The sequence below is a fragment of the Cellulophaga sp. 20_2_10 genome (genome assembly GCF_023476645.1).
Taxonomy (GTDB): Bacteria; Bacteroidota; Bacteroidia; order Flavobacteriales; family Flavobacteriaceae; genus Cellulophaga.
Map to the genome: position 1 here is coordinate 523,928 of NZ_JAMCOJ010000002.1, position 17,555 is coordinate 541,482.

Consider the following 17,555-nt stretch of genomic DNA (forward strand, 5'->3'; position numbering starts at 1 on the left):
TTTTAAAACGAATAAATTGCGGCAATTAAAAAGGTAGATAAGCTTTTTGATGGATCTCCATCATTATCAAAAAATGGCTCATTGTTACTCCAAGCATCTAACCTAACTTCTGGCTTAATTATTAAATCTTCAACAATAAAGCTACCAGTTAATGTAGTTGCAAAAACACTTGGTTCATTGTCTAAGCCATCAATCATTTGAGTGAAATACTCGCCTCTTAATCCAAAAGTGACTGTTTCAGATGTTTTTAACTGTGGATATAAAGCAACACCAGCAAAACCATTACCTTCATTGTCAGCATAAGCACCGTTAATGCCTAGGTAAAAACTATCAGATAAATCAAAACCACCTGTGTAGTCAATTTCAAAACCTAAGTTAGCTTTGTCGTCATAATATAAATTTAAATACTGTCCTGAGTAGCCTAACTGCGCTCCCAAAGAGTATTGGCTCGTTAAGTTATTGTCTACATCTGTAACATTCATTACAGCAAGCATTAAGCTAAAATCATCAGATAATGTAAAGTCTGCTTTTAAACCAGTATGAGAAAATGGTCCGCTAGAAAATAGGTGAGACGTACTGTAGTTGAAGTTACCTACAGGAGAAATAACTTCGTATCCTAAAAATGTATTAAAACGTCCCATTGTTAATTTTGTCCCTTCACTTACGTTCCAGTAAGCGTATAATTGATTAACATTTAAACCTGTAATTGCTTGTTCACCTCTAGGTCCAAATACAAGGTCTGCTACAGCTCCCGTTTTTTCACCTTCATAACTAGCAATAATATTAGCCATACCCAAGGCAAAACCAGTTTCATTAGCAAATGAAGTTAATGGAGCTACTGGTTCGCCGCCAACAGCTTTGTCATCTGCTGTTAAGTTTGTTCTGTAATATGCGTCTACAGACCCGCTAATGTTTAATTTTTTTTCCTCTTCTTCTTGAGCAAAAATTACGGTTGTAGATAAAATCATTATTGAAAATGATATTTTTTTTAAGTATTTTGTGGTCGTATTCAATTTCATATTAAATAAATTATAGATCCTTAAGTATTAAGGGTTTGTTAGTGAATTTTATTTTATGTTTTGAAACTTTTTAGTTACGGAGCGTTCTGCAAAACGCTCCGTTTTTAGTTTCTTTAGTTTTTATTTTTCAGTAGTTGTAAATTCTGGATAAACTTCTATGTCGTGTTCGTGAACATCTAAGCCATCTACCTCTTCTTCTTTAGTTACTCTTAGTCCTATAGTTTTCTTTAAAACAAAAAGAACAATGAATGATGTAATTCCTGCCCAGAAAATATAAGCTAAAGAGCCATATGTTTGTACCAATAATAATTTACCGCCACCACCGTGCAGTAATCCGCCTTTTGATGCAAAAACACCAACTAAAACAGTACCAAGAAAACCACAAACACCGTGTACAGAAACAGCTCCTACTGGATCATCTATTTTTAATTTTTTATCAATAAACTCTATAGAAAGTACTACTACAATTCCGCATATAAGACCAATAGCTAAAGCGCCCCAAGCGTTTACAGCACCACAACCGGCGGTAATACCTACCAAGCCAGCCAAAGCACCGTTAAGTGTCATAGAAATATCTGGTTTTCCGTATTTTAACCACGTAAAGAAAAGAGCAGATATAGCACCAATTGCTGCTGCTAAGTTGGTGTTTATAATTACACTCCCTGCTGCAATAGTGTCAGATCCACCCCAAGCTAATTGAGAACCGCCATTAAAGCCAAACCATCCTAGCCATAGAATTAAAACACCTAGTGCACCAAGTACCATATTATGACCTGGTATAACTTTTACCTTTCCGTCTTCGTATTTGCCAATACGTGGGCCAACTAAAATAGCAGCTACTAATGCAGCAGAGCCACCAACGGCGTGTACTACAGAAGATCCTGCGAAATCTACAAAGCCAGCAACATCTAGCCAAGCATTTTTGTCAAACGTCCAATACCAACTACCAGAGATAGGGTAAATTATTGTGGTTAGTATAGCGGAGAATATAAGGTAGGTAGAGAATTTAGTACGTCCAGCTATTGCTCCAGATACAATTGTTGCTGCAGTAGCGCAAAATACTGTTTGAAAAAATAAGTTGTACCAGTCATCTGCAGAGAAAAAGAAATACCCTTGTTCTGTTGGGCTAGATCTAAAAAGGCCCCCTAAAACAGTATCGCTACCATACATAATTCCGTAACCTACTGCCCAGAACATTATAGAACCAACACAAAGGTCCATAATGTTTTTCATTATTATATTACCCGAGTTTTTACTACGTGTAAAGCCAACTTCTACCAGTGTAAAACCTGCCTGCATAAAAAATACTAAAATGGCAGCAATTACTATCCATAAAGCACTTATATCACTAGTGATAGATTCTACGGCTTTGTTTAATGCGTCTTGTTGTACGTCAGTCATAATCTTAATTTTAAGTATATCTTGGTTTGGTTAGTTAATTCCGGCGTTACCGTTTTCTTTAGTTCTAATACGGTATGCGTCGCTAATTTCAGATACAAATATTTTGCCGTCGCCTACATTGCCTGTGTAAGCTGCATCTAAAATTGTGTTTACAGTTTTTTCTAAAAACTCATCAGAAATAACTATAGATAAATACCTTCTTTGTATATCACTTGTGCTATAAGATATGCCTCGGTATACGTGTCCTTGTTTCTCGTTGCCTACTCCAGTTACATCCCAGTAACTAAAAAAGTTTACTTCAATCTTATGTAACGCTTTCTTAACGTCGTCAAATTGAGATTTTCTAATAATTGCTTCAATTTTTTTCATATCGTTTGGTTAATTACAGGGTAAATGTATTTTATAATGTATTTACTTCTAAATTTTGAGGGGTATGTTTTTTATTTTTACGATATAAATAAAATAACCCCCATTAAAAATGGGGGTGTATAAATAATAAATTAATATTTTGTTAAATTGATATTATGAAAAAGTATATTTTGAGTAAAAAGGGGTGTTCTAATAGTTTATTTGCAACTATTAGTTATTTTATGTAGAAATTAAGTGAAATTTTAAGAAGTATTATAAGGATTTAGAAATCCAGAAACCACCTATAACGGCAAATATGCCAAAAGTAATACTGAGGACAGTATATAATGTAAAGTGTAAAAAGTCTCCGTTCTTTAATAAAGATTGGTTTTCTAATGCAAATGTTGAGAAGGTGGTAAAGCCACCGCAAAAACCTGTAGCTAAAAGTAGTGCTTGGTTTTCTGTTAAGTAATTGCCTTTTAAAGTTAGTCCTATAATAAGTCCTATGATTAGGCTTCCTATTATGTTAACTAAAAAAGTACCTAAGAATAAAGGTTGAAATGAGTTATTAAATGTTTTGCTAACAAGAAAGCGTAATACACTCCCAGCTCCACCACCTAAAAAGACAAGTAACATTTGTTTCATACCTCAAAGGTAAAAAACTAAATTGCTTTTTTGTACTTCGTAGTAATAATATTAAGTGGGTAAACTTTTGCTGAAGGTTGTTCTATCGTTTTCTTTGCTTTAGACGTATTACGATTAACGCTAAATACCAGTAGTACAGCGTTTATAATAACTAGAATAAATAATATGTTAAGAAAAATAGTCATTTGACAGAGTTTGTTATCAGTACAACGCAAAAATACGTGTTTTCTTACACTACAACGAAGAAAGTCTACTTTTTGTTGTGTGTTGCTTGATTTTTGTTGTGAATGGTAGTAAAACGTTAATTTTTTAAAAAATGTTTAATAAAGAACAACGAAATAATGAAGATTATAAATGTTAATACGATCCATTTAACACCGGTATAGTTTTTTAAATGTAATTTTTTGTCCTTTTTATATGTAATTACAATAAGTATTGTAAAAGCGATAAAAAAAAGAGCAGCAAATATATATTGTCCGGTGGTAAACATATTTCTATTTTTGTGCAAAACTAACGTAAAATTATACAAATGAAAAATAAACTTAAGGCAGTAGAGTTATTTCATAAATCTTTTGGGGCAGGAGTTTCTCAGGAATTAAAAGCAGATCTAGGCGAGCAAAGAAATTTGTTGCGTTTTAACCTTATGGACGAAGAGAACAAGGAGTATTTAGAGGCAGCCAATAGCAAAGATATGGTAGAGGTTGCAGATGCCTTAGGTGATATGTTATATATATTGTGTGGTACTATTTTGGAACACGGTATGCAATATAAGATTGAAGAAGTTTTTAATGAGATACAGCGTAGTAATATGAGTAAGTTGGGAGCAGATGGTAAACCTGTCTATAGGGAAGATGGTAAAATACTAAAGGGGCCAGGTTATTTTAAACCTAGTATAGCTAGTATTTTAGAAAAATAAAAAGAGTGCCTTAGTAAGGCACTCTTTTGTTTTATATAAGTTAGCGTTACAGCTTATTCAACTTTAAAACGCCATCCAAATTTATCTTCAGATTTGTTGTATTGTATACTAGTAATGTGGTTTTTTAATAACGTTGCGTAACTATCATCTACACTAGGTAGCATATAATCTGTATCTCTAAATCCAAAACCAGAAATAGGAGAAATTACAGCTGCTGTACCGGCGCCAAACATTTCTTTTAAACTACCATCTTTAGCGGCATCTACTAATTCTTTTACCTTTATTTTACGAACCTCAGTTTTAATACCTTGGTCTTCTGCAATTTTTAAAATACTCTTACGTGTAATACCATCTAATATACGGTCACTTGTTGGGCACGTTAATAATGTATCGTTAATACGTACAAAAACGTTCATAGCACCAGCTTCTTCAATATACTCGTGTGTGTTATCGTCTGTCCATATTACTTGTTGGTACCCTTTGTCTTGTGCTAATTTAGTTGGGTAAAACTGACCAGCGTAGTTACCACCAGCTTTTGCAAAACCAACACCGCCATTTGCAGATCTAGAATATTTTTCTTCAATAAGTACTTTTACTTCTCCAGAGAAATAAGATCCAGAAGGAGCACCACAAATAACAAACTTATATTCGTCTGCTGGTGATGCGTGGAAACCTAATCCTGTTGCAAAAATAAATGGTCTAATATATAAAGAACTTCCTGCAGATTGTGGAATCCAATCGCTATCAGTTTTTAATAACGCTTTAAGACCTTCCATAAAATAGTTTTCAGGAATTTCTGGAATAGCCAATCTTTTAGCAGATAAGTTTAAACGTTTGTGATTGTCTAAAGGACGAAACATCCAAATGGTATCGCTCTCATCCTTGTAAGCTTTCATTCCTTCAAAGATAGATTGCCCATAATGAAAAATCTTAGCAGAAGGATCTAAAGAGATAGGTTGGTAAGGAACAACTTTAGGTGCCTCCCAAGCGCCATTTTTATAATCGCAGACCAACATATGGTCCATATAAATACTTCCAAACGAAAGATTATCAAAATCAACATCGTTTATTTTAGTGTTTTTTGTCTTTTCTACACTAATTTGGTTTGTAGTAACATCCATAGTATTCAGAATTTAAGATCATAAAATTAATCAATTATCAGTACTAGTACTTCTTTTTTAGATTAAAAATGTTCAAATTTGCATTCTATCACTAAATTTTATCAGATATGAAAAGTTTTAACATTTTGCTTGTAGTAATTTTATTGTTTATGTCTTGCAAAGAGGCTAAAAAAGAAACGGTAACACCAGAAGAAGGCACAAAAACAGAAGAATTAGCATCTTTTGGGGAAAAAATTACTCCAGACAATGCTAAAGTTACTAAGGAAATAGCCGCTGTGTACCATAATTTGGCTGTAGCAGATACAGTTGCTACAAAATTTACAGGAAAGGTATTAGATGTTTGTCAGTCTAAAGGATGTTGGATGAAATTAGACTTGGGTGACGGTGAAGAAGCAATGGTAAAGTTTAAAGACTATGGTTTTTTTATGCCTAAAGATATTGCAGGTAAAGAAGTAGTTGTAAATGGTAAAGCATTTGTAGAGCAAATGTCTGTTGATGAGCAACAACACTATGCAGAAGATGGTGGAGCAACGAAAGAAGAAATAGCACAAATTACAGCACCAAAGAAAACGTATAGGTTTGAGGCTGATGGTGTGCTTTTAAAAGAATAGTTATTTGAAACGCAAAATAATTACAACTGGTGATGGTTCTAAAACCATACAGATAGAAGAATGGGACGAGCAGTACCATTCTAAACACGGAGCAATACAAGAAGCGTATCACGTATTTATAAAACACGGCCTGTCTTTGTTTAAAGATAGTGCCGTTTCTATTTTAGAAATTGGTTTTGGTACAGGGTTAAATGCCTTAATAACCACTCTAGAAGCTTCAAAGAATAATTTAACAATAGCATATACAGGTGTAGAAGCCTACCCTGTGGCCTTAGAAGAAGTAGCGCAACTTAATTATGTAGCGCAATTAAATGCTCCAGAATCTAAAGATGTATTTACTAAAATGCATACATCTGCTTGGGAATTAAAAGAAAATATTCTCCCATATTTTTCCCTTTTAAAAAAGCAACAAGATTTTTTAGATATTAAAGATGAGGCTGCTTTTGATCTTGTTTATTTTGATGCCTTTGGGGCAAGGGTTCAACCAGAGTTATGGACAGAAACCATTTTTACTATAATGTATAAAGCATTAAAACCTAATGGTGTGCTTGTAACATATGCAGCCAAAGGCAGTGTAAGAAGAGCTATGTTGGCAGTAGGTTTTACTGTGGAGCGTTTGCCTGGACCTCCTGGAAAAAGAGAAATGCTTAGAGCAACTAAGTCATAATAGCATTTAAGTAGAAACTTTAATGACATTTTGACAATTTTGAAGAATTGGCAGTACTTTTGCCATCTTATAAAATCAAGATTATAAACGTTAGCATATAATGAGTAAAAAAGATAAAGCTGAAGAAGTAGCACCAGACGAAATAGTAAATAACGTTACTGAAGATGTTACGGAAAATACAGAAGCTCCGGCAGAAGAGGTCGTAGAGTTGTCTGTTGAAGAACAATTACAACAAGATTTAGCAAAAGAAAAAGATAAGTTTTTACGTCTATTTGCTGAGTTTGAAAACTATAAAAAGAGAACGTCTAAAGAACGTATGGACTTGTTTAAAACTGCAGGCCAGGAAATAATTGTTTCAATGCTTCCTGTTATAGATGATTTTGACCGCGCTATGAAAGAAATTTCTAAATCTGAGGATAAGGAATTGGTAACAGGTGTAGAGTTAATACAGAATAAATTTACAGGAGCCTTAAAAACAAAAGGTTTACAAGAAATAGAGGTTTTACAAGGAGATGCATTTAATGCAGATGTACATGAAGCTATTACGCAAATACCAGCTCCAGAAGAGAAGCTTAAAGGTAAAATTATAGACGTAATAGAGAAAGGATTTACGTTAGGAGATAAAATTATTCGTCACCCTAAAGTAGTTGTTGGGAACTAAAAACAAGAAATGAAAGAGGATTTTTACAGCATATTAAGCATTACCAAAAGTGCAACTGCGGCAGAAATAAAAAAAGCATATCGTAAAAAAGCCATAGAGCATCACCCTGATAAAAACCCAGGAGATCCTAAGGCAGAAGAGCTATTTAAAGCAGCAGCAGAAGCATATGAGGTTTTAAGTGATCCAGATAAAAAAGCAAGATACGATCAATACGGTCACGCAGCCTTTGAAGGTGGTGCTGGTGGTAGAGGCGGAGCAGGTGGCTTCGGCGGTATGAACATGGACGATATCTTTAGTCAGTTTGGAGATATTTTTGGCGGCGGCGGCTTTGGCGGTGGTTTTGGCGGCGGTTTCGGTGGAGGTCAGCGTAGAGTAAAAGGTTCTAATCTTAGAATTAGAGTAAAACTTACGTTAGACGAAATTGCTAATGGCGTTGAGAAAAAAGTTAAAGTTAAGCGTAAAGTGCAGGCAGAAGGTGTTACATATAATACATGTAGTACGTGTCACGGTTCTGGACAGGTAACAAAAATCGCAAATACTATTTTAGGAAGAATGCAGACATCTGCAGCCTGTAGTACTTGTGGTGGTAGTGGTCAGATTATAGATAAAAAACCAGCGGGTGCAGATGCGCAAGGTTTAATTGCTAAAGAAGAAACAGTAGCTATTAAAATACCAGGTGGTGTAGAAGATGGTATGCAGTTAAAAGTATCTGGTAAAGGAAACGGAGCTCCGGGTAACGGAGTTAATGGTGACCTTATAGTACTTATAGAGACTGAAGAGCATAGTACGCTTAAGAGAGAAGGTGATAACCTACATTACGATTTATATATTAGTCTTTCTGAAGCTGTTTTAGGTACTTCTAAGGAGATTGATGCTGTTGGAGGTAAAGTGCGTATTAAGTTAGAAGAAGGTATTCAGTCAGGGAAAATACTACGCTTAAGAGGTAAAGGTATTACTAGCTTAAATGGTTATGGTGCCGGAGATCTTTTGGTGCATGTAAATGTTTGGACTCCTAAAGAATTAAATAAAGAGCAAAGAGACTTTTTTGAACGTATGAGAGAGAATGAGAATTTTGTTCCTCATCCAGAAAAATCTGACAAATCTTTCTTTGAAAAGGTAAAAGATATGTTCTCTTAAAGAATATAATACATTGAGCAGAGTTTATCTCTGCTCATTTTTTTTCCCATCCTTGTGCAAATAAGGGTGGGTTTTATTTTTATATGGCACCATTTATCTATCTTTGAAAAAATTGATAGAATGAGTACTATTTTGGCGGCTAAAGGTGTTTCTAAAAAATTTGGAGATCATACAGCCCTAAACAATGTTTCCTTAGAGATACCTAAGAATTGTATATATGGTCTACTTGGACCTAATGGCGCAGGGAAAACTACGCTAATACGTATTATAAATCAGATTACTTATCCAGATACAGGAGCCGTTTTTTTTGATGGCAAACCTTTAAAGCCAGAACACATAGCTACTATAGGGTACTTGCCTGAAGAAAGAGGTTTGTACAAGAGTATGAAAGTTGGTGAACAAGCTTTGTATTTAGCCCAACTTAAAGGCCTGTCTAAGGCGGAAGCGACCAAGCGCTTAAAGTATTGGTTTGATAGGTTGGATATTGGCGACTGGTGGAATAAAAAAGTGCAGGAATTATCTAAGGGTATGGCCCAAAAAATACAGTTTGTTGTAACTGTACTTCATCAACCTAAGCTGTTAATTTTTGATGAACCTTTTAGTGGTTTTGATCCTATAAATGCAAATATTATAAAAGATGAAATTCTTCATTTAAAAGATGAGGGCGCTTCTATTATTTTCTCTACCCATAGAATGGAATCTGTAGAGGAGTTGTGCGAGTATATTGCACTTATTCATCAATCAGAAAAAATACTAGACGGAAAACTATCTGACATCAAAAAAGAATATAAAAACAATATTTTTAATGTTGGTCTACAGGTGTCAGAACAGAATGATATTTTAAAGAACTTAGAAGAGAAACATAAAATTTGGACTCCGACTTACAATAAGCAAGATGAGCAGTTAGAATTTAAAATACAATTACCTTCTAATGATACTGGTGCATTATTAGGGTATTTATCAGAAAAAGGAAAAGTAAACCACTTTGTGGAAACAATACCGTCTGCAAACGATATTTTTATACAAACCGTAAAAAGCAAAACAAAGTAGTGGGGAAATTAAGCTTAATTATAAAGAGAGAGTATTTAGCTAAAGTAAAAAATAAGTCGTTTATAATAATGACTTTTTTAAGTCCAGTTTTAATGGTAGGTATGGTTGCTTTGGTGCTGTACTTAGCAATGCTAAATGGTAGTGATAAAAGAGTAATTACTGTATTAAACGAGAGTAGTTTTTATACAGATGACTTTGGTAAAATGGAAGATGTGTCTGTTGTAAAGTTAAAGAACTTAACCTTAGAGCAAGCAAAAGACTCTACCGAACAATTAGGGTATTATGGGTTGGTGCACGTACCAAATGCTAGTACATTAGAGGAGGCAACTAATGGATCATATTTTTACTCTAAAGAATCGCCAACAGATGGTTTTTTAAATGAGTTAGAAGATGTTTTTCAATACAGATTAAAGCAAAAGAGATTAGAGAGTTTAGGTGTGTCAGAAGATCAATATGCTGCCATAAGTAAAAACTTTTCTATACACACAGCAACATTCCAAGGGAAAGAAAACTTAAAAGGATTAAATGAGCTTAACGCTATAATTGGTGGTGGTTTTGGTTATTTAATTATGATGTTTATAATTATCTATGGTAGTTTTGTTATGCGTAGTGTTATAGAGGAAAAAACAAGTAGAGTAATAGAGGTAATTATATCTTCTGTAAAACCTTTTCAGTTAATGATGGGGAAGATAATAGGAACATCTTTGGCGGGCGTAACTCAGTTTATTATTTGGGTGGTGTCTGGTTCTATTTTGTTTTTAGTTGTGTTTTTGATTTTGGATTTAGATATGGAAGCATTGGAAAGCGCAGGCTCTGGTTTACCACAAGCACAAGCAATGAATGTGGCAAGTAGCGGTATGGAAGAAAATATACAGCAATATGCAGAAATGTTTTTACAAATACCGTGGCTGTCTTTATTTAGTTTTTTCTTAGTTTATTTTATCTTAGGATATTTAATTTATAGTTCTATTTATGCGGCTATTGGTGCAGCAGTAGATAATGAAACAGATACGCAACAATTTATGCTACCCGTAATATCGCCATTAATGTTGGCTATTTATGTTGGTTTTATCTCGGTTTTTAGTAATCCGCATGGACCTGTTGCAGTAGGCTTTTCTTTATTTCCGTTAACATCGCCAATTGTAATGTTAATGCGTTTATCTTCTGGGGTAGGAGAAGGTGGTGTGCCAGTTTGGCAATTGGTAGTTTCTATTGCTTTGTTAATAGTAACGTTTTTATCTATTGTTTGGTTGGCTGCAAAAATATATAGAATAGGGATATTAATGTACGGTAAAAAACCAAGCTATAGGGATCTTTATAAGTGGTTAAAGTATTAATATGGAAGAGTTAAAAGAAGTATTAAAATTCTTAAAAGACATTATGTCTTATAAGTTGGTAGATGGTGATAATGTAGATATTTCTATAGGGACTCTATTTACTATTGTTATTGTTCTTTTTGCTGTTACCTATATTTTAAAATTAGTACATAAAATTGTGGTAGCTAAACTGCCGCAAGACGATAAAAATAAGTTTTTAAGCATCTTTGGGTTTTTAAAATACTTTTTATACATTTTAGCTGTAATAACTGTTTTGCATTCTTCTGGTGTAGATTTAACCGTTTTGCTTACCGCATCCGCGGCTTTATTTGTTGGTTTAGGTTTTGCGTTACAATATCTTTTTCAAGATATAATTTCTGGAATTTTAATTATTTTGGATCAGTCTTTGCATATTGGAGATATTATTGAGGTAGAAGGTAAGGTTGGTAGGGTTTTTGAAACTAGACTTAGAACAACAAGAGCTTTAACTAGGGATGATAAAGTAATTGTGATACCGAATCATAAGTTTTTAACCGATAGTATTTATAACTATACACAGAACCATAAAACGACTAGAGAAAACGTCAAAATCGGGGTAGCTTATGGTAGTGATGTTCAACTGGTATCTAAATTGTTAATAGAAATTATAGATGCTAAAAAGGGAATTTTAAAGGCTCCTAAACCTTTTGTTTTGTTTGAAGACTTTGGTGATTCTGCTCTTATGTTTTCTGTAAATTACTATACAAATGACAGTTACGGGGATCCAAGAATAAAGAGCGATTTGAGGTTTTTAATAGATGCTTCGTTTCGGAAAAACAATATATCTATTCCTTTTCCACAAAGAGATATACATATTATTAATAAATAATTTAGGCTATACCCGTTTTACATATGAAAAAACTGTTTGGGTTTTGTTTTGTTCTTCTAGCACAGTTTGTATTTTCTCAAAGTTCGGATCTTGTTAGAATAGAATATACAACCTTGCCAAAAGAAAAGTCTTCTAGAAGTATTTCTAGATTTCGTTTTTTGGCTAATGTGCCCATCAAATTAGATGACAGAAATTATTTAATTGCAGGAGCAGAGTATGGAATTATTGACTTTGCAAACGATAGTATACATCCTTTTAGTAGTGAAGAATTAGAAAAATTAAGAATTATAGATCTTAATATAGGATACGCTCACAAGTTAAATGAAAAATGGACCTTTGTAGGTTTGGTTACGCCAAGATTGGCTTCTAATTTTGTAAATGGAGTACAACGAGAGGATTTTAAACTTAATTTCTCTGCGGTAAGTATAAAAACAAATATGGAGGCAGATAAGCCTACGCGTTTAATTTTAGGGTTGTCTTACAATAGTGCTACAGGTTTTCCGTTACCATTACCTATAATTAGTTATTATAAAAAGTTTCATCCTAACTGGTCGTATATGGTTGGTGTGCCGCGAATGGAGTTTAAATACCATTTAAAAGATAGTCATAGTTTTAAAGCGGCATTATTATTGGATGGTTACTTTGTAAATGTACAGAATAATATTTCCTTGCCAGATAACGATTTGGGTTCTGGTTTGTCATTGTCTGTAATTGTAGGTGCATTTGGCTATCAATACAATATAAATAAGAATATTTCTTTTTATTGTTTGGCAGGGCACACTTTATCACAAAGAGGCTTGTTAAGAGATGATAAAAGAAAACAAGTATATTCGTTGTATGATGATGGTAATGTATATTTTAAAACAGGATTTAAAATATCAATTTTTTAAAACACGTATATGTCAAAAATATTAGTAATAGAAGATGAAGCTGCAATACGCAGAGTTTTGGTAAAAATATTATCAGAAGAAAGTGAAACTTATAATGTTGAAGAGGCAGAAGACGGTTTAAAAGGAATTGAGGCGATAAAGAAGAACGATTACGACCTAGTTCTGTGCGATATTAAAATGCCAAAAATGGATGGTGTAGAGGTGTTAGAAGCTGCGCGTAAAATAAAACCGGAAGTTGCTTTTATTATGATATCTGGACACGGAGATTTAGATACGGCAGTAAACACAATGCGTTTAGGTGCCTTTGATTATATTTCTAAGCCGCCAGATTTAAATAGATTGTTAACAACAGTTCGTAATGCTTTAGATCGTAAAGAGCTTGTTGTAGAGAATACGATCTTAAAAAAGAAGGTAAGTAAAAACTACCAGATGATAGGGGAGAGCGATGGCATATCTTTAATTAAAGATATGATAGAAAAAGTAGCTCCTACAGATGCGCGTGTTTTAATTACGGGATCTAATGGTACAGGGAAAGAATTGGTTGCACATTGGGTGCACGAAAAAAGTCCGCGTAGCAAAGCGCCATTTATAGAGGTTAACTGTGCTGCAATACCATCAGAATTAATAGAGAGTGAACTTTTTGGGCACGTTAAAGGTGCATTTACGTCAGCTGTAAAGGATAGGGCAGGTAAGTTTGAAGCAGCTAATAAGGGAACTATTTTTTTAGATGAAATAGGAGATATGAGTCTGTCTGCACAAGCAAAGGTGTTGCGTGCTTTGCAAGAAAGTAAAATTTCTAGAGTTGGTACAGATAAAGATATTAAGGTAGATGTTAGGGTTATAGCGGCAACCAATAAAGATTTAAAAAAGGAAATTGCTGACGGTAATTTTAGGGAAGATTTATACCATAGATTGGCGGTTATACTTATTAAAGTACCTTCTTTAAATGATAGGAGAGATGATATTCCTTTATTAATAACCTATTTTGCAGATAAGATTGGTAAGGAGCAAGGAACGTCTAAAAAGGTATTTTCTGAAAAAGCAATTTCTTTATTAAAGAGTTACGATTGGACCGGGAATATTAGAGAGCTACGTAATGTTGTAGAGCGTCTTATTATTTTGGGTGGACAAGAAGTTACAGAGGAGGATGTAAAATTATTTGCTAGTAAATAATTCTAGTTTAAAGTATACAAAAAAGCCTAGATTTTTAAATCGAGGCTTTTTTGTATTTATATGTTTGGGAGTATTACATTACTTTGCTTCCTAAGTATTTTTGTACTTCGTAAACATCTATGCTTTTGTTAAACTTTTTACTTACAGAAGGTAGGTTTTCACTAGAAATCCAAATTTTTAATTCGGCATCTAAATCAAATGTACCTGCCGTCTCTAAAGAAAATCTAGAAATACTCTTGTAAGGCATAGATTTATATTCTGCCTTACTACCAGTAATGCCTTGAACGTCTATTAGTATTAAACGTTTGTTGGTAAACATAAAAGTGTCTCTTACTAATTTAAAGCCCAGTTCTACTTGTTCTCCATCTATTAATAGTCTTCTGTATTTCTCATTAAGTTTTTCTACAGAAACTTCACTAGCATTACCAAGTAATTTGTTAAATATCCCCATTGTATTCTTCTTAACTAGTTAGACTCCTCAGTAGTGCTTTCTTCTTTGTCTTCTTCTTTTCCTTTGTTTAGCAATTTACTAGATACTTTGTATTCTGCAGCGTAAAGCATAGCTGGAGTTGCCTTTTTAAAATCGTAAAAAGCTCTTTTGTACCATTTAGAGTCTGTTGCTTTTTTTCTGTAATCTTCGTTTGTTTTAACGCTTGCAAATTCTTCGTTTACGTAAGGCTTAATAGTATGAATGCCAATGCCAAAATATTCAATACGTTCTAAGATCATAGCAAAGTCTAGCTCAGAAAAGTAATAGTTTTCTTCTGTATCAAATCCTGTGTTTACGTTTTTAAGATCTGTAAATATATTTTTTTGTAAAAATTCTAATTTTTCCATAGTTAGGATAGTATGTGTATGTTGTAAACAGTATGTACTGTCTTTTTTATGTTTTATTATTTTTTTCGGTTTAAAACCTTATACTCTTCATAACAGCCGCTAATGGCATCTAATATTTGCAAATCGTTTGCGGTAAGTATAAATGTTTTAGAGTAGTTACAGTTGCTTAAAATGTCTTCAATATCAATCTTTTCTAGCTGAAGTAACTCGGCAAGAGTTTCTCTGTCAAATTTTGCAGCTAATAAATCTCTAATACGATCGTCTTCTTTTATTTGTCGCAATTTACGCATTTGCGCAGGTTTTTTTCCAAATAAATTACGGAGTAAATCGGCAGGGTTTAATATGGCGCCAAGTACTTTTGTAACAGCACTAGGGTTTTTATTACCAGCCTCGTAACCTGTATTTAAACCTGAGATTGCATATTGGTAAGAATCGTTTAGTGTTATGTTTTTTGCATCAATCTCTAAAAAACCGGTTAACTCAAAAGGTTTTACAACCACTTCTTCCAAGGCAAAAGCAAGTTCTGTTAGTGTTATTTTGGTATCCTTAAATTTAAGCATATCATTAGTAACTCTAATTTTTTGAGATTTGAAACCAAGATATGTTAAGTATAATGTATCATTAGCTACGGCAGGTATTTTAAATTTACCATCTTGATCTGTAATGGTACCTTTAACTTGGTTTAGGTTTATAATATGTACGCTAGACATTGGTTCGTCTGTTAGTGCATTTATAATTGTAGCTGCGAACTCGTTTTCTTCTTCTTTAGAATTCTTTTTTTTATCCTGAGAAAAACCGGAAAAGCAAATAAGGCTAAAGAGAAGTAGTATGTATTTGTTCATAAAAATTTGTCATTTATCTAAAGCTGAAAAGTCTAAGATATTAAAGATTGTCTCTTCTTTAAAGAGTTGTTGGGTTTTTAAATTATTTTAAAGGTAGTAAATAAACAAAAAAAATACGCCGAAGCGTATTTTTTAATATTCTATTAACTTAAAAGATTAGTATCTTCTTTTCGTTTTTTTGCTTCCGTAACCTCCACCGCTATCGCGACTTCCTCTACTTTCGCTGCTACGAGAGCGGCTTCTATCTCCACCACCTCTGCTATCTCTACTACCACCACTACGAGATGAAGAAGAACGATCTCTGCCTCCGCCACTGCGTCCGCCACGATCTCTTCCTCCACCACCACTACGTCCGCGGCTTCCGCCACCTCCAGGGTTGTTAGATACTTCAACGTTTACAAATCTACCGTCTACTTTAAATTCAGTAAATGTTGCTAATACTTTTTCAGAGTGTTCTGCATCTGTATTAAAGAAAGAGAAACTCTCTTTAACGTCAACTTTAAATACATCTTCTTTACCAAGACCAACAGTGTCTTTTAAGAAATCTTTTAAAGTCATCCAGTCGTAATCATCACGCTCACCAACATTAATAAAGTAACGTACAGAACCACTTGTTGGTACTTCTGCTTTATCTCTACCGCGATCGTTACGATCTCCGCGTTCACCACGGTCAGAACCAGAACTGTTAAGATCTTTAGTTTTGTTGTAGTAATCGTGGAAACGACCAAATTCTGCAGATATTATCTTTTTAATAAGGTCTTCTCTGTCTACACCTTCTAGTACTTCGTTAATTGCAGGTAAATAATTGTTTATTTCCTCATTAATTTCAGTAGCTTTTATTTTGTTTGCTAAGTGATGTAACTGAGTCTCACAAATTTCCATTCCAGTTGGAATTTTCTTTGCTAAGAATTCAGTTTGTAACTTGTTCTCTATAGCTTTTATTTTACGTAATTCACTACGTGTAATAATTACCATAGATACACCAGACTTACCAGCTCTACCGGTACGACCACTACGGTGTGTGTATGTTTCTATTTCATCTGGTAATTGGTAGTTTATTACGTGTGTAATATCATCTACATCAATACCACGTGCAGCAACATCTGTTGCAACAAGAATTTGTATTTGTTTTTTACGGAATGAGTTCATTACCAAATCTCTTTGGTTTTGACTTAAATCTCCGTGTAAAGCACCTGCGTTGTAACCGTCTTCAATTAAGTTTTCGGCAACTTTTTGAGTGTCTCTTTTTGTTCTACAGAAAATCACAGAGAAAATATCTGGGTTTGTATCTGCTAATCTTTTTAAGGCAGGGTACCTGTCTCTACCACCAACAACATAATACTCATGTTGTACAGTAGAAGCACCTGCATTTTTAGAACCCACAGTAATTTCTTGTGGATTGCGCATAAATTTCTTAGCAATTGTAGATACTTCTCTAGGCATAGTTGCAGAGAATAACCACGTGTATTTGTCATCTGGAGTGTTAGATAAAATATCTTTTATGTCTTCATAGAAGCCCATATTTAACATCTCATCAGCCTCATCTAATATACAGTAGTCAAGTTTAGAAATGTTAACCATACCACGGCTAATCATATCTTTTATTCTACCAGGAGTAGCAACAACAATTTGTGCTCCTCTTCTAATTTGGTTTGCTTGATCTGAAATACTAGCACCACCGTAAATTGCAACTACATTAAGTCCTTTTTCGTATTTAGAATACGCTTTAAGCTCGTTTGTAATTTGTAAACAAAGTTCACGTGTTGGTGAAAGAATTAATCCTTGTGTAGTTCTGCTGCTTTTATCAATTTTCTGAATTAACGGAAAACCAAAAGCGGCTGTTTTTCCAGTACCTGTTTGGGCTAATGCCACAAGGTCCGTATCTTGTTCTAAAAGAATTGGAATTGCCTTTTCTTGTACCTCTGAAGGAGATTCAAACCCAAGGTCTGTAATAGCATCTAGTAAGGACTTATCTAGTCCTAGTGCTTCAAATTTTGTCATAATATGTTGTACTTAATCGCAAATATGTATGTTACATAGAGCGTTTATCACA

The 17,555-nt window shown here is 33.9% G+C and carries 19 protein-coding genes; 10 read left to right on the plus strand and 9 right to left on the minus strand.

Features of this window, described 5'->3' with window-relative positions; all coding sequences use genetic code 11:
* Window positions 1-2: 2 nt before the first annotated feature.
* The 4 genes from M4I21_RS06145 to crcB all read right to left on the minus strand — a co-directional run bounded on the left by M4I21_RS06145 (window position 3) and on the right by crcB (window position 3,413).
* Window positions 3-1,019: an outer membrane beta-barrel protein gene (locus tag M4I21_RS06145; protein ID WP_249558240.1), complete on the minus strand. Its 1,017-nt coding sequence runs from the start codon at window positions 1,017-1,019 to the stop codon at window positions 3-5.
* 120 nt (window positions 1,020-1,139) lie between these two features.
* Complete coding sequence (locus tag M4I21_RS06150) at window positions 1,140-2,420, minus strand: ammonium transporter (RefSeq protein WP_249558241.1); 1,281 nt, start codon at window positions 2,418-2,420, stop codon at window positions 1,140-1,142.
* Between the two features lie 30 nt (window positions 2,421-2,450).
* The gene (locus tag M4I21_RS06155) at window positions 2,451-2,789 is read right to left on the minus strand and encodes a P-II family nitrogen regulator (RefSeq protein WP_072304763.1); all 339 of its coding nucleotides are present in this window, start codon (window positions 2,787-2,789) and stop codon (window positions 2,451-2,453) included.
* Window positions 2,790-3,041: 252 nt separating this feature from the next.
* On the minus strand, window positions 3,042-3,413 hold the full coding sequence (gene crcB / locus M4I21_RS06160) for a fluoride efflux transporter CrcB (protein ID WP_249558242.1): 372 nt from the start codon (window positions 3,411-3,413) through the stop codon (window positions 3,042-3,044).
* Window positions 3,414-3,942: 529 nt separating this feature from the next.
* On the opposite strand from crcB, the gene M4I21_RS06170 reads away from it, so the two are divergent.
* Complete coding sequence (locus tag M4I21_RS06170) at window positions 3,943-4,329, plus strand: pyrophosphohydrolase domain-containing protein (RefSeq protein WP_249558244.1); 387 nt, start codon at window positions 3,943-3,945, stop codon at window positions 4,327-4,329.
* Between the two features lie 53 nt (window positions 4,330-4,382).
* On the opposite strand, the gene M4I21_RS06175 is transcribed toward M4I21_RS06170, so the two are convergent.
* Window positions 4,383-5,450 carry a branched-chain amino acid aminotransferase gene (locus M4I21_RS06175; protein WP_249558245.1) on the minus strand — a complete coding sequence of 356 codons (1,068 nt, stop codon included), beginning with the start codon at window positions 5,448-5,450 and terminating at the stop codon, window positions 4,383-4,385.
* A 107-nt stretch (window positions 5,451-5,557) separates the two neighbouring features.
* On the opposite strand from M4I21_RS06175, the gene M4I21_RS06180 reads away from it, so the two are divergent.
* The 9 genes from M4I21_RS06180 to M4I21_RS06220 all read left to right on the plus strand — a co-directional run bounded on the left by M4I21_RS06180 (window position 5,558) and on the right by M4I21_RS06220 (window position 13,823).
* Window positions 5,558-6,061, plus strand: coding sequence for a DUF4920 domain-containing protein (locus M4I21_RS06180; RefSeq protein WP_249558246.1), 504 nt, complete (start codon window positions 5,558-5,560; stop codon window positions 6,059-6,061).
* Window positions 6,062-6,065: 4 nt separating this feature from the next.
* Window positions 6,066-6,728 (plus strand): tRNA (5-methylaminomethyl-2-thiouridine)(34)-methyltransferase MnmC2, encoded by a 663-nt coding sequence (mnmC2, locus tag M4I21_RS06185; protein WP_249558247.1) that lies wholly within the window; start codon window positions 6,066-6,068, stop codon window positions 6,726-6,728.
* 100 nt (window positions 6,729-6,828) lie between these two features.
* Window positions 6,829-7,389: a nucleotide exchange factor GrpE gene (locus M4I21_RS06190; RefSeq protein ID WP_249558248.1), complete on the plus strand. Its 561-nt coding sequence runs from the start codon at window positions 6,829-6,831 to the stop codon at window positions 7,387-7,389.
* Window positions 7,390-7,398: 9 nt separating this feature from the next.
* Complete coding sequence (gene dnaJ, locus M4I21_RS06195; protein ID WP_249558249.1) at window positions 7,399-8,526, plus strand: molecular chaperone DnaJ; 1,128 nt, start codon at window positions 7,399-7,401, stop codon at window positions 8,524-8,526.
* A 120-nt stretch (window positions 8,527-8,646) separates the two neighbouring features.
* Entirely contained in the window at window positions 8,647-9,576 is a 930-nt protein-coding gene (locus tag M4I21_RS06200) for an ABC transporter ATP-binding protein (RefSeq protein ID WP_249558250.1), read from the plus strand.
* Window positions 9,576-10,913 carry an ABC transporter permease gene (locus M4I21_RS06205; RefSeq protein WP_249558251.1) on the plus strand — a complete coding sequence of 446 codons (1,338 nt, stop codon included), beginning with the start codon at window positions 9,576-9,578 and terminating at the stop codon, window positions 10,911-10,913. Before M4I21_RS06200 ends, M4I21_RS06205 begins: the two co-directional genes overlap by 1 nt.
* A gap of 1 nt (window position 10,914) precedes the next feature.
* On the plus strand, window positions 10,915-11,760 hold the full coding sequence (locus tag M4I21_RS06210; protein ID WP_249558252.1) for a mechanosensitive ion channel family protein: 846 nt from the start codon (window positions 10,915-10,917) through the stop codon (window positions 11,758-11,760).
* 23 nt (window positions 11,761-11,783) lie between these two features.
* Complete coding sequence (locus M4I21_RS06215; RefSeq protein WP_249558253.1) at window positions 11,784-12,650, plus strand: DUF6268 family outer membrane beta-barrel protein; 867 nt, start codon at window positions 11,784-11,786, stop codon at window positions 12,648-12,650.
* Between the two features lie 9 nt (window positions 12,651-12,659).
* Complete coding sequence (locus M4I21_RS06220; protein ID WP_249558254.1) at window positions 12,660-13,823, plus strand: sigma-54-dependent transcriptional regulator; 1,164 nt, start codon at window positions 12,660-12,662, stop codon at window positions 13,821-13,823.
* Between the two features lie 73 nt (window positions 13,824-13,896).
* On the opposite strand, the gene M4I21_RS06225 is transcribed toward M4I21_RS06220, so the two are convergent.
* The 4 genes from M4I21_RS06225 to M4I21_RS06240 form a co-directional block, all read right to left on the minus strand.
* Window positions 13,897-14,274: a PH domain-containing protein gene (locus tag M4I21_RS06225; protein ID WP_249558255.1), complete on the minus strand. Its 378-nt coding sequence runs from the start codon at window positions 14,272-14,274 to the stop codon at window positions 13,897-13,899.
* A gap of 14 nt (window positions 14,275-14,288) precedes the next feature.
* Window positions 14,289-14,660 (minus strand): hypothetical protein, encoded by a 372-nt coding sequence (locus tag M4I21_RS06230; RefSeq protein WP_249558256.1) that lies wholly within the window; start codon window positions 14,658-14,660, stop codon window positions 14,289-14,291.
* 56 nt (window positions 14,661-14,716) lie between these two features.
* Window positions 14,717-15,502 (minus strand): carboxypeptidase-like regulatory domain-containing protein, encoded by a 786-nt coding sequence (locus tag M4I21_RS06235; protein WP_249558257.1) that lies wholly within the window; start codon window positions 15,500-15,502, stop codon window positions 14,717-14,719.
* A gap of 156 nt (window positions 15,503-15,658) precedes the next feature.
* Entirely contained in the window at window positions 15,659-17,503 is a 1,845-nt protein-coding gene (locus tag M4I21_RS06240) for a DEAD/DEAH box helicase (RefSeq protein WP_249558258.1), read from the minus strand.
* Window positions 17,504-17,555: the final 52 nt, after the last annotated feature.

What these genes read in the sequence shown, in the direction of transcription:
- M4I21_RS06200 (WP_249558250.1), top strand. Translation starts at nt 8,647, where the DNA reads ATGAGTACTATTTTGGCGGCTAAAGGTGTTTCTAAAAAATTTGGAGAT.
- M4I21_RS06180 (WP_249558246.1), top strand. Translation starts at nt 5,558, where the DNA reads ATGAAAAGTTTTAACATTTTGCTTGTAGTAATTTTATTGTTTATGTCT.
- crcB (WP_249558242.1), bottom strand. Translation starts at nt 3,413, where the DNA reads ATGAAACAAATGTTACTTGTCTTTTTAGGTGGTGGAGCTGGGAGTGTA.
- M4I21_RS06230 (WP_249558256.1), bottom strand. Translation starts at nt 14,660, where the DNA reads ATGGAAAAATTAGAATTTTTACAAAAAAATATATTTACAGATCTTAAA.
- M4I21_RS06225 (WP_249558255.1), bottom strand. Translation starts at nt 14,274, where the DNA reads ATGGGGATATTTAACAAATTACTTGGTAATGCTAGTGAAGTTTCTGTA.
- M4I21_RS06190 (WP_249558248.1), top strand. Translation starts at nt 6,829, where the DNA reads ATGAGTAAAAAAGATAAAGCTGAAGAAGTAGCACCAGACGAAATAGTA.
- M4I21_RS06220 (WP_249558254.1), top strand. Translation starts at nt 12,660, where the DNA reads ATGTCAAAAATATTAGTAATAGAAGATGAAGCTGCAATACGCAGAGTT.
- M4I21_RS06210 (WP_249558252.1), top strand. Translation starts at nt 10,915, where the DNA reads ATGGAAGAGTTAAAAGAAGTATTAAAATTCTTAAAAGACATTATGTCT.
- M4I21_RS06170 (WP_249558244.1), top strand. Translation starts at nt 3,943, where the DNA reads ATGAAAAATAAACTTAAGGCAGTAGAGTTATTTCATAAATCTTTTGGG.
- dnaJ (WP_249558249.1), top strand. Translation starts at nt 7,399, where the DNA reads ATGAAAGAGGATTTTTACAGCATATTAAGCATTACCAAAAGTGCAACT.
- M4I21_RS06235 (WP_249558257.1), bottom strand. Translation starts at nt 15,502, where the DNA reads ATGAACAAATACATACTACTTCTCTTTAGCCTTATTTGCTTTTCCGGT.
- M4I21_RS06145 (WP_249558240.1), bottom strand. Translation starts at nt 1,019, where the DNA reads ATGAAATTGAATACGACCACAAAATACTTAAAAAAAATATCATTTTCA.
- M4I21_RS06150 (WP_249558241.1), bottom strand. Translation starts at nt 2,420, where the DNA reads ATGACTGACGTACAACAAGACGCATTAAACAAAGCCGTAGAATCTATC.
- M4I21_RS06175 (WP_249558245.1), bottom strand. Translation starts at nt 5,450, where the DNA reads ATGGATGTTACTACAAACCAAATTAGTGTAGAAAAGACAAAAAACACT.
- M4I21_RS06155 (WP_072304763.1), bottom strand. Translation starts at nt 2,789, where the DNA reads ATGAAAAAAATTGAAGCAATTATTAGAAAATCTCAATTTGACGACGTT.
- M4I21_RS06215 (WP_249558253.1), top strand. Translation starts at nt 11,784, where the DNA reads ATGAAAAAACTGTTTGGGTTTTGTTTTGTTCTTCTAGCACAGTTTGTA.
- M4I21_RS06240 (WP_249558258.1), bottom strand. Translation starts at nt 17,503, where the DNA reads ATGACAAAATTTGAAGCACTAGGACTAGATAAGTCCTTACTAGATGCT.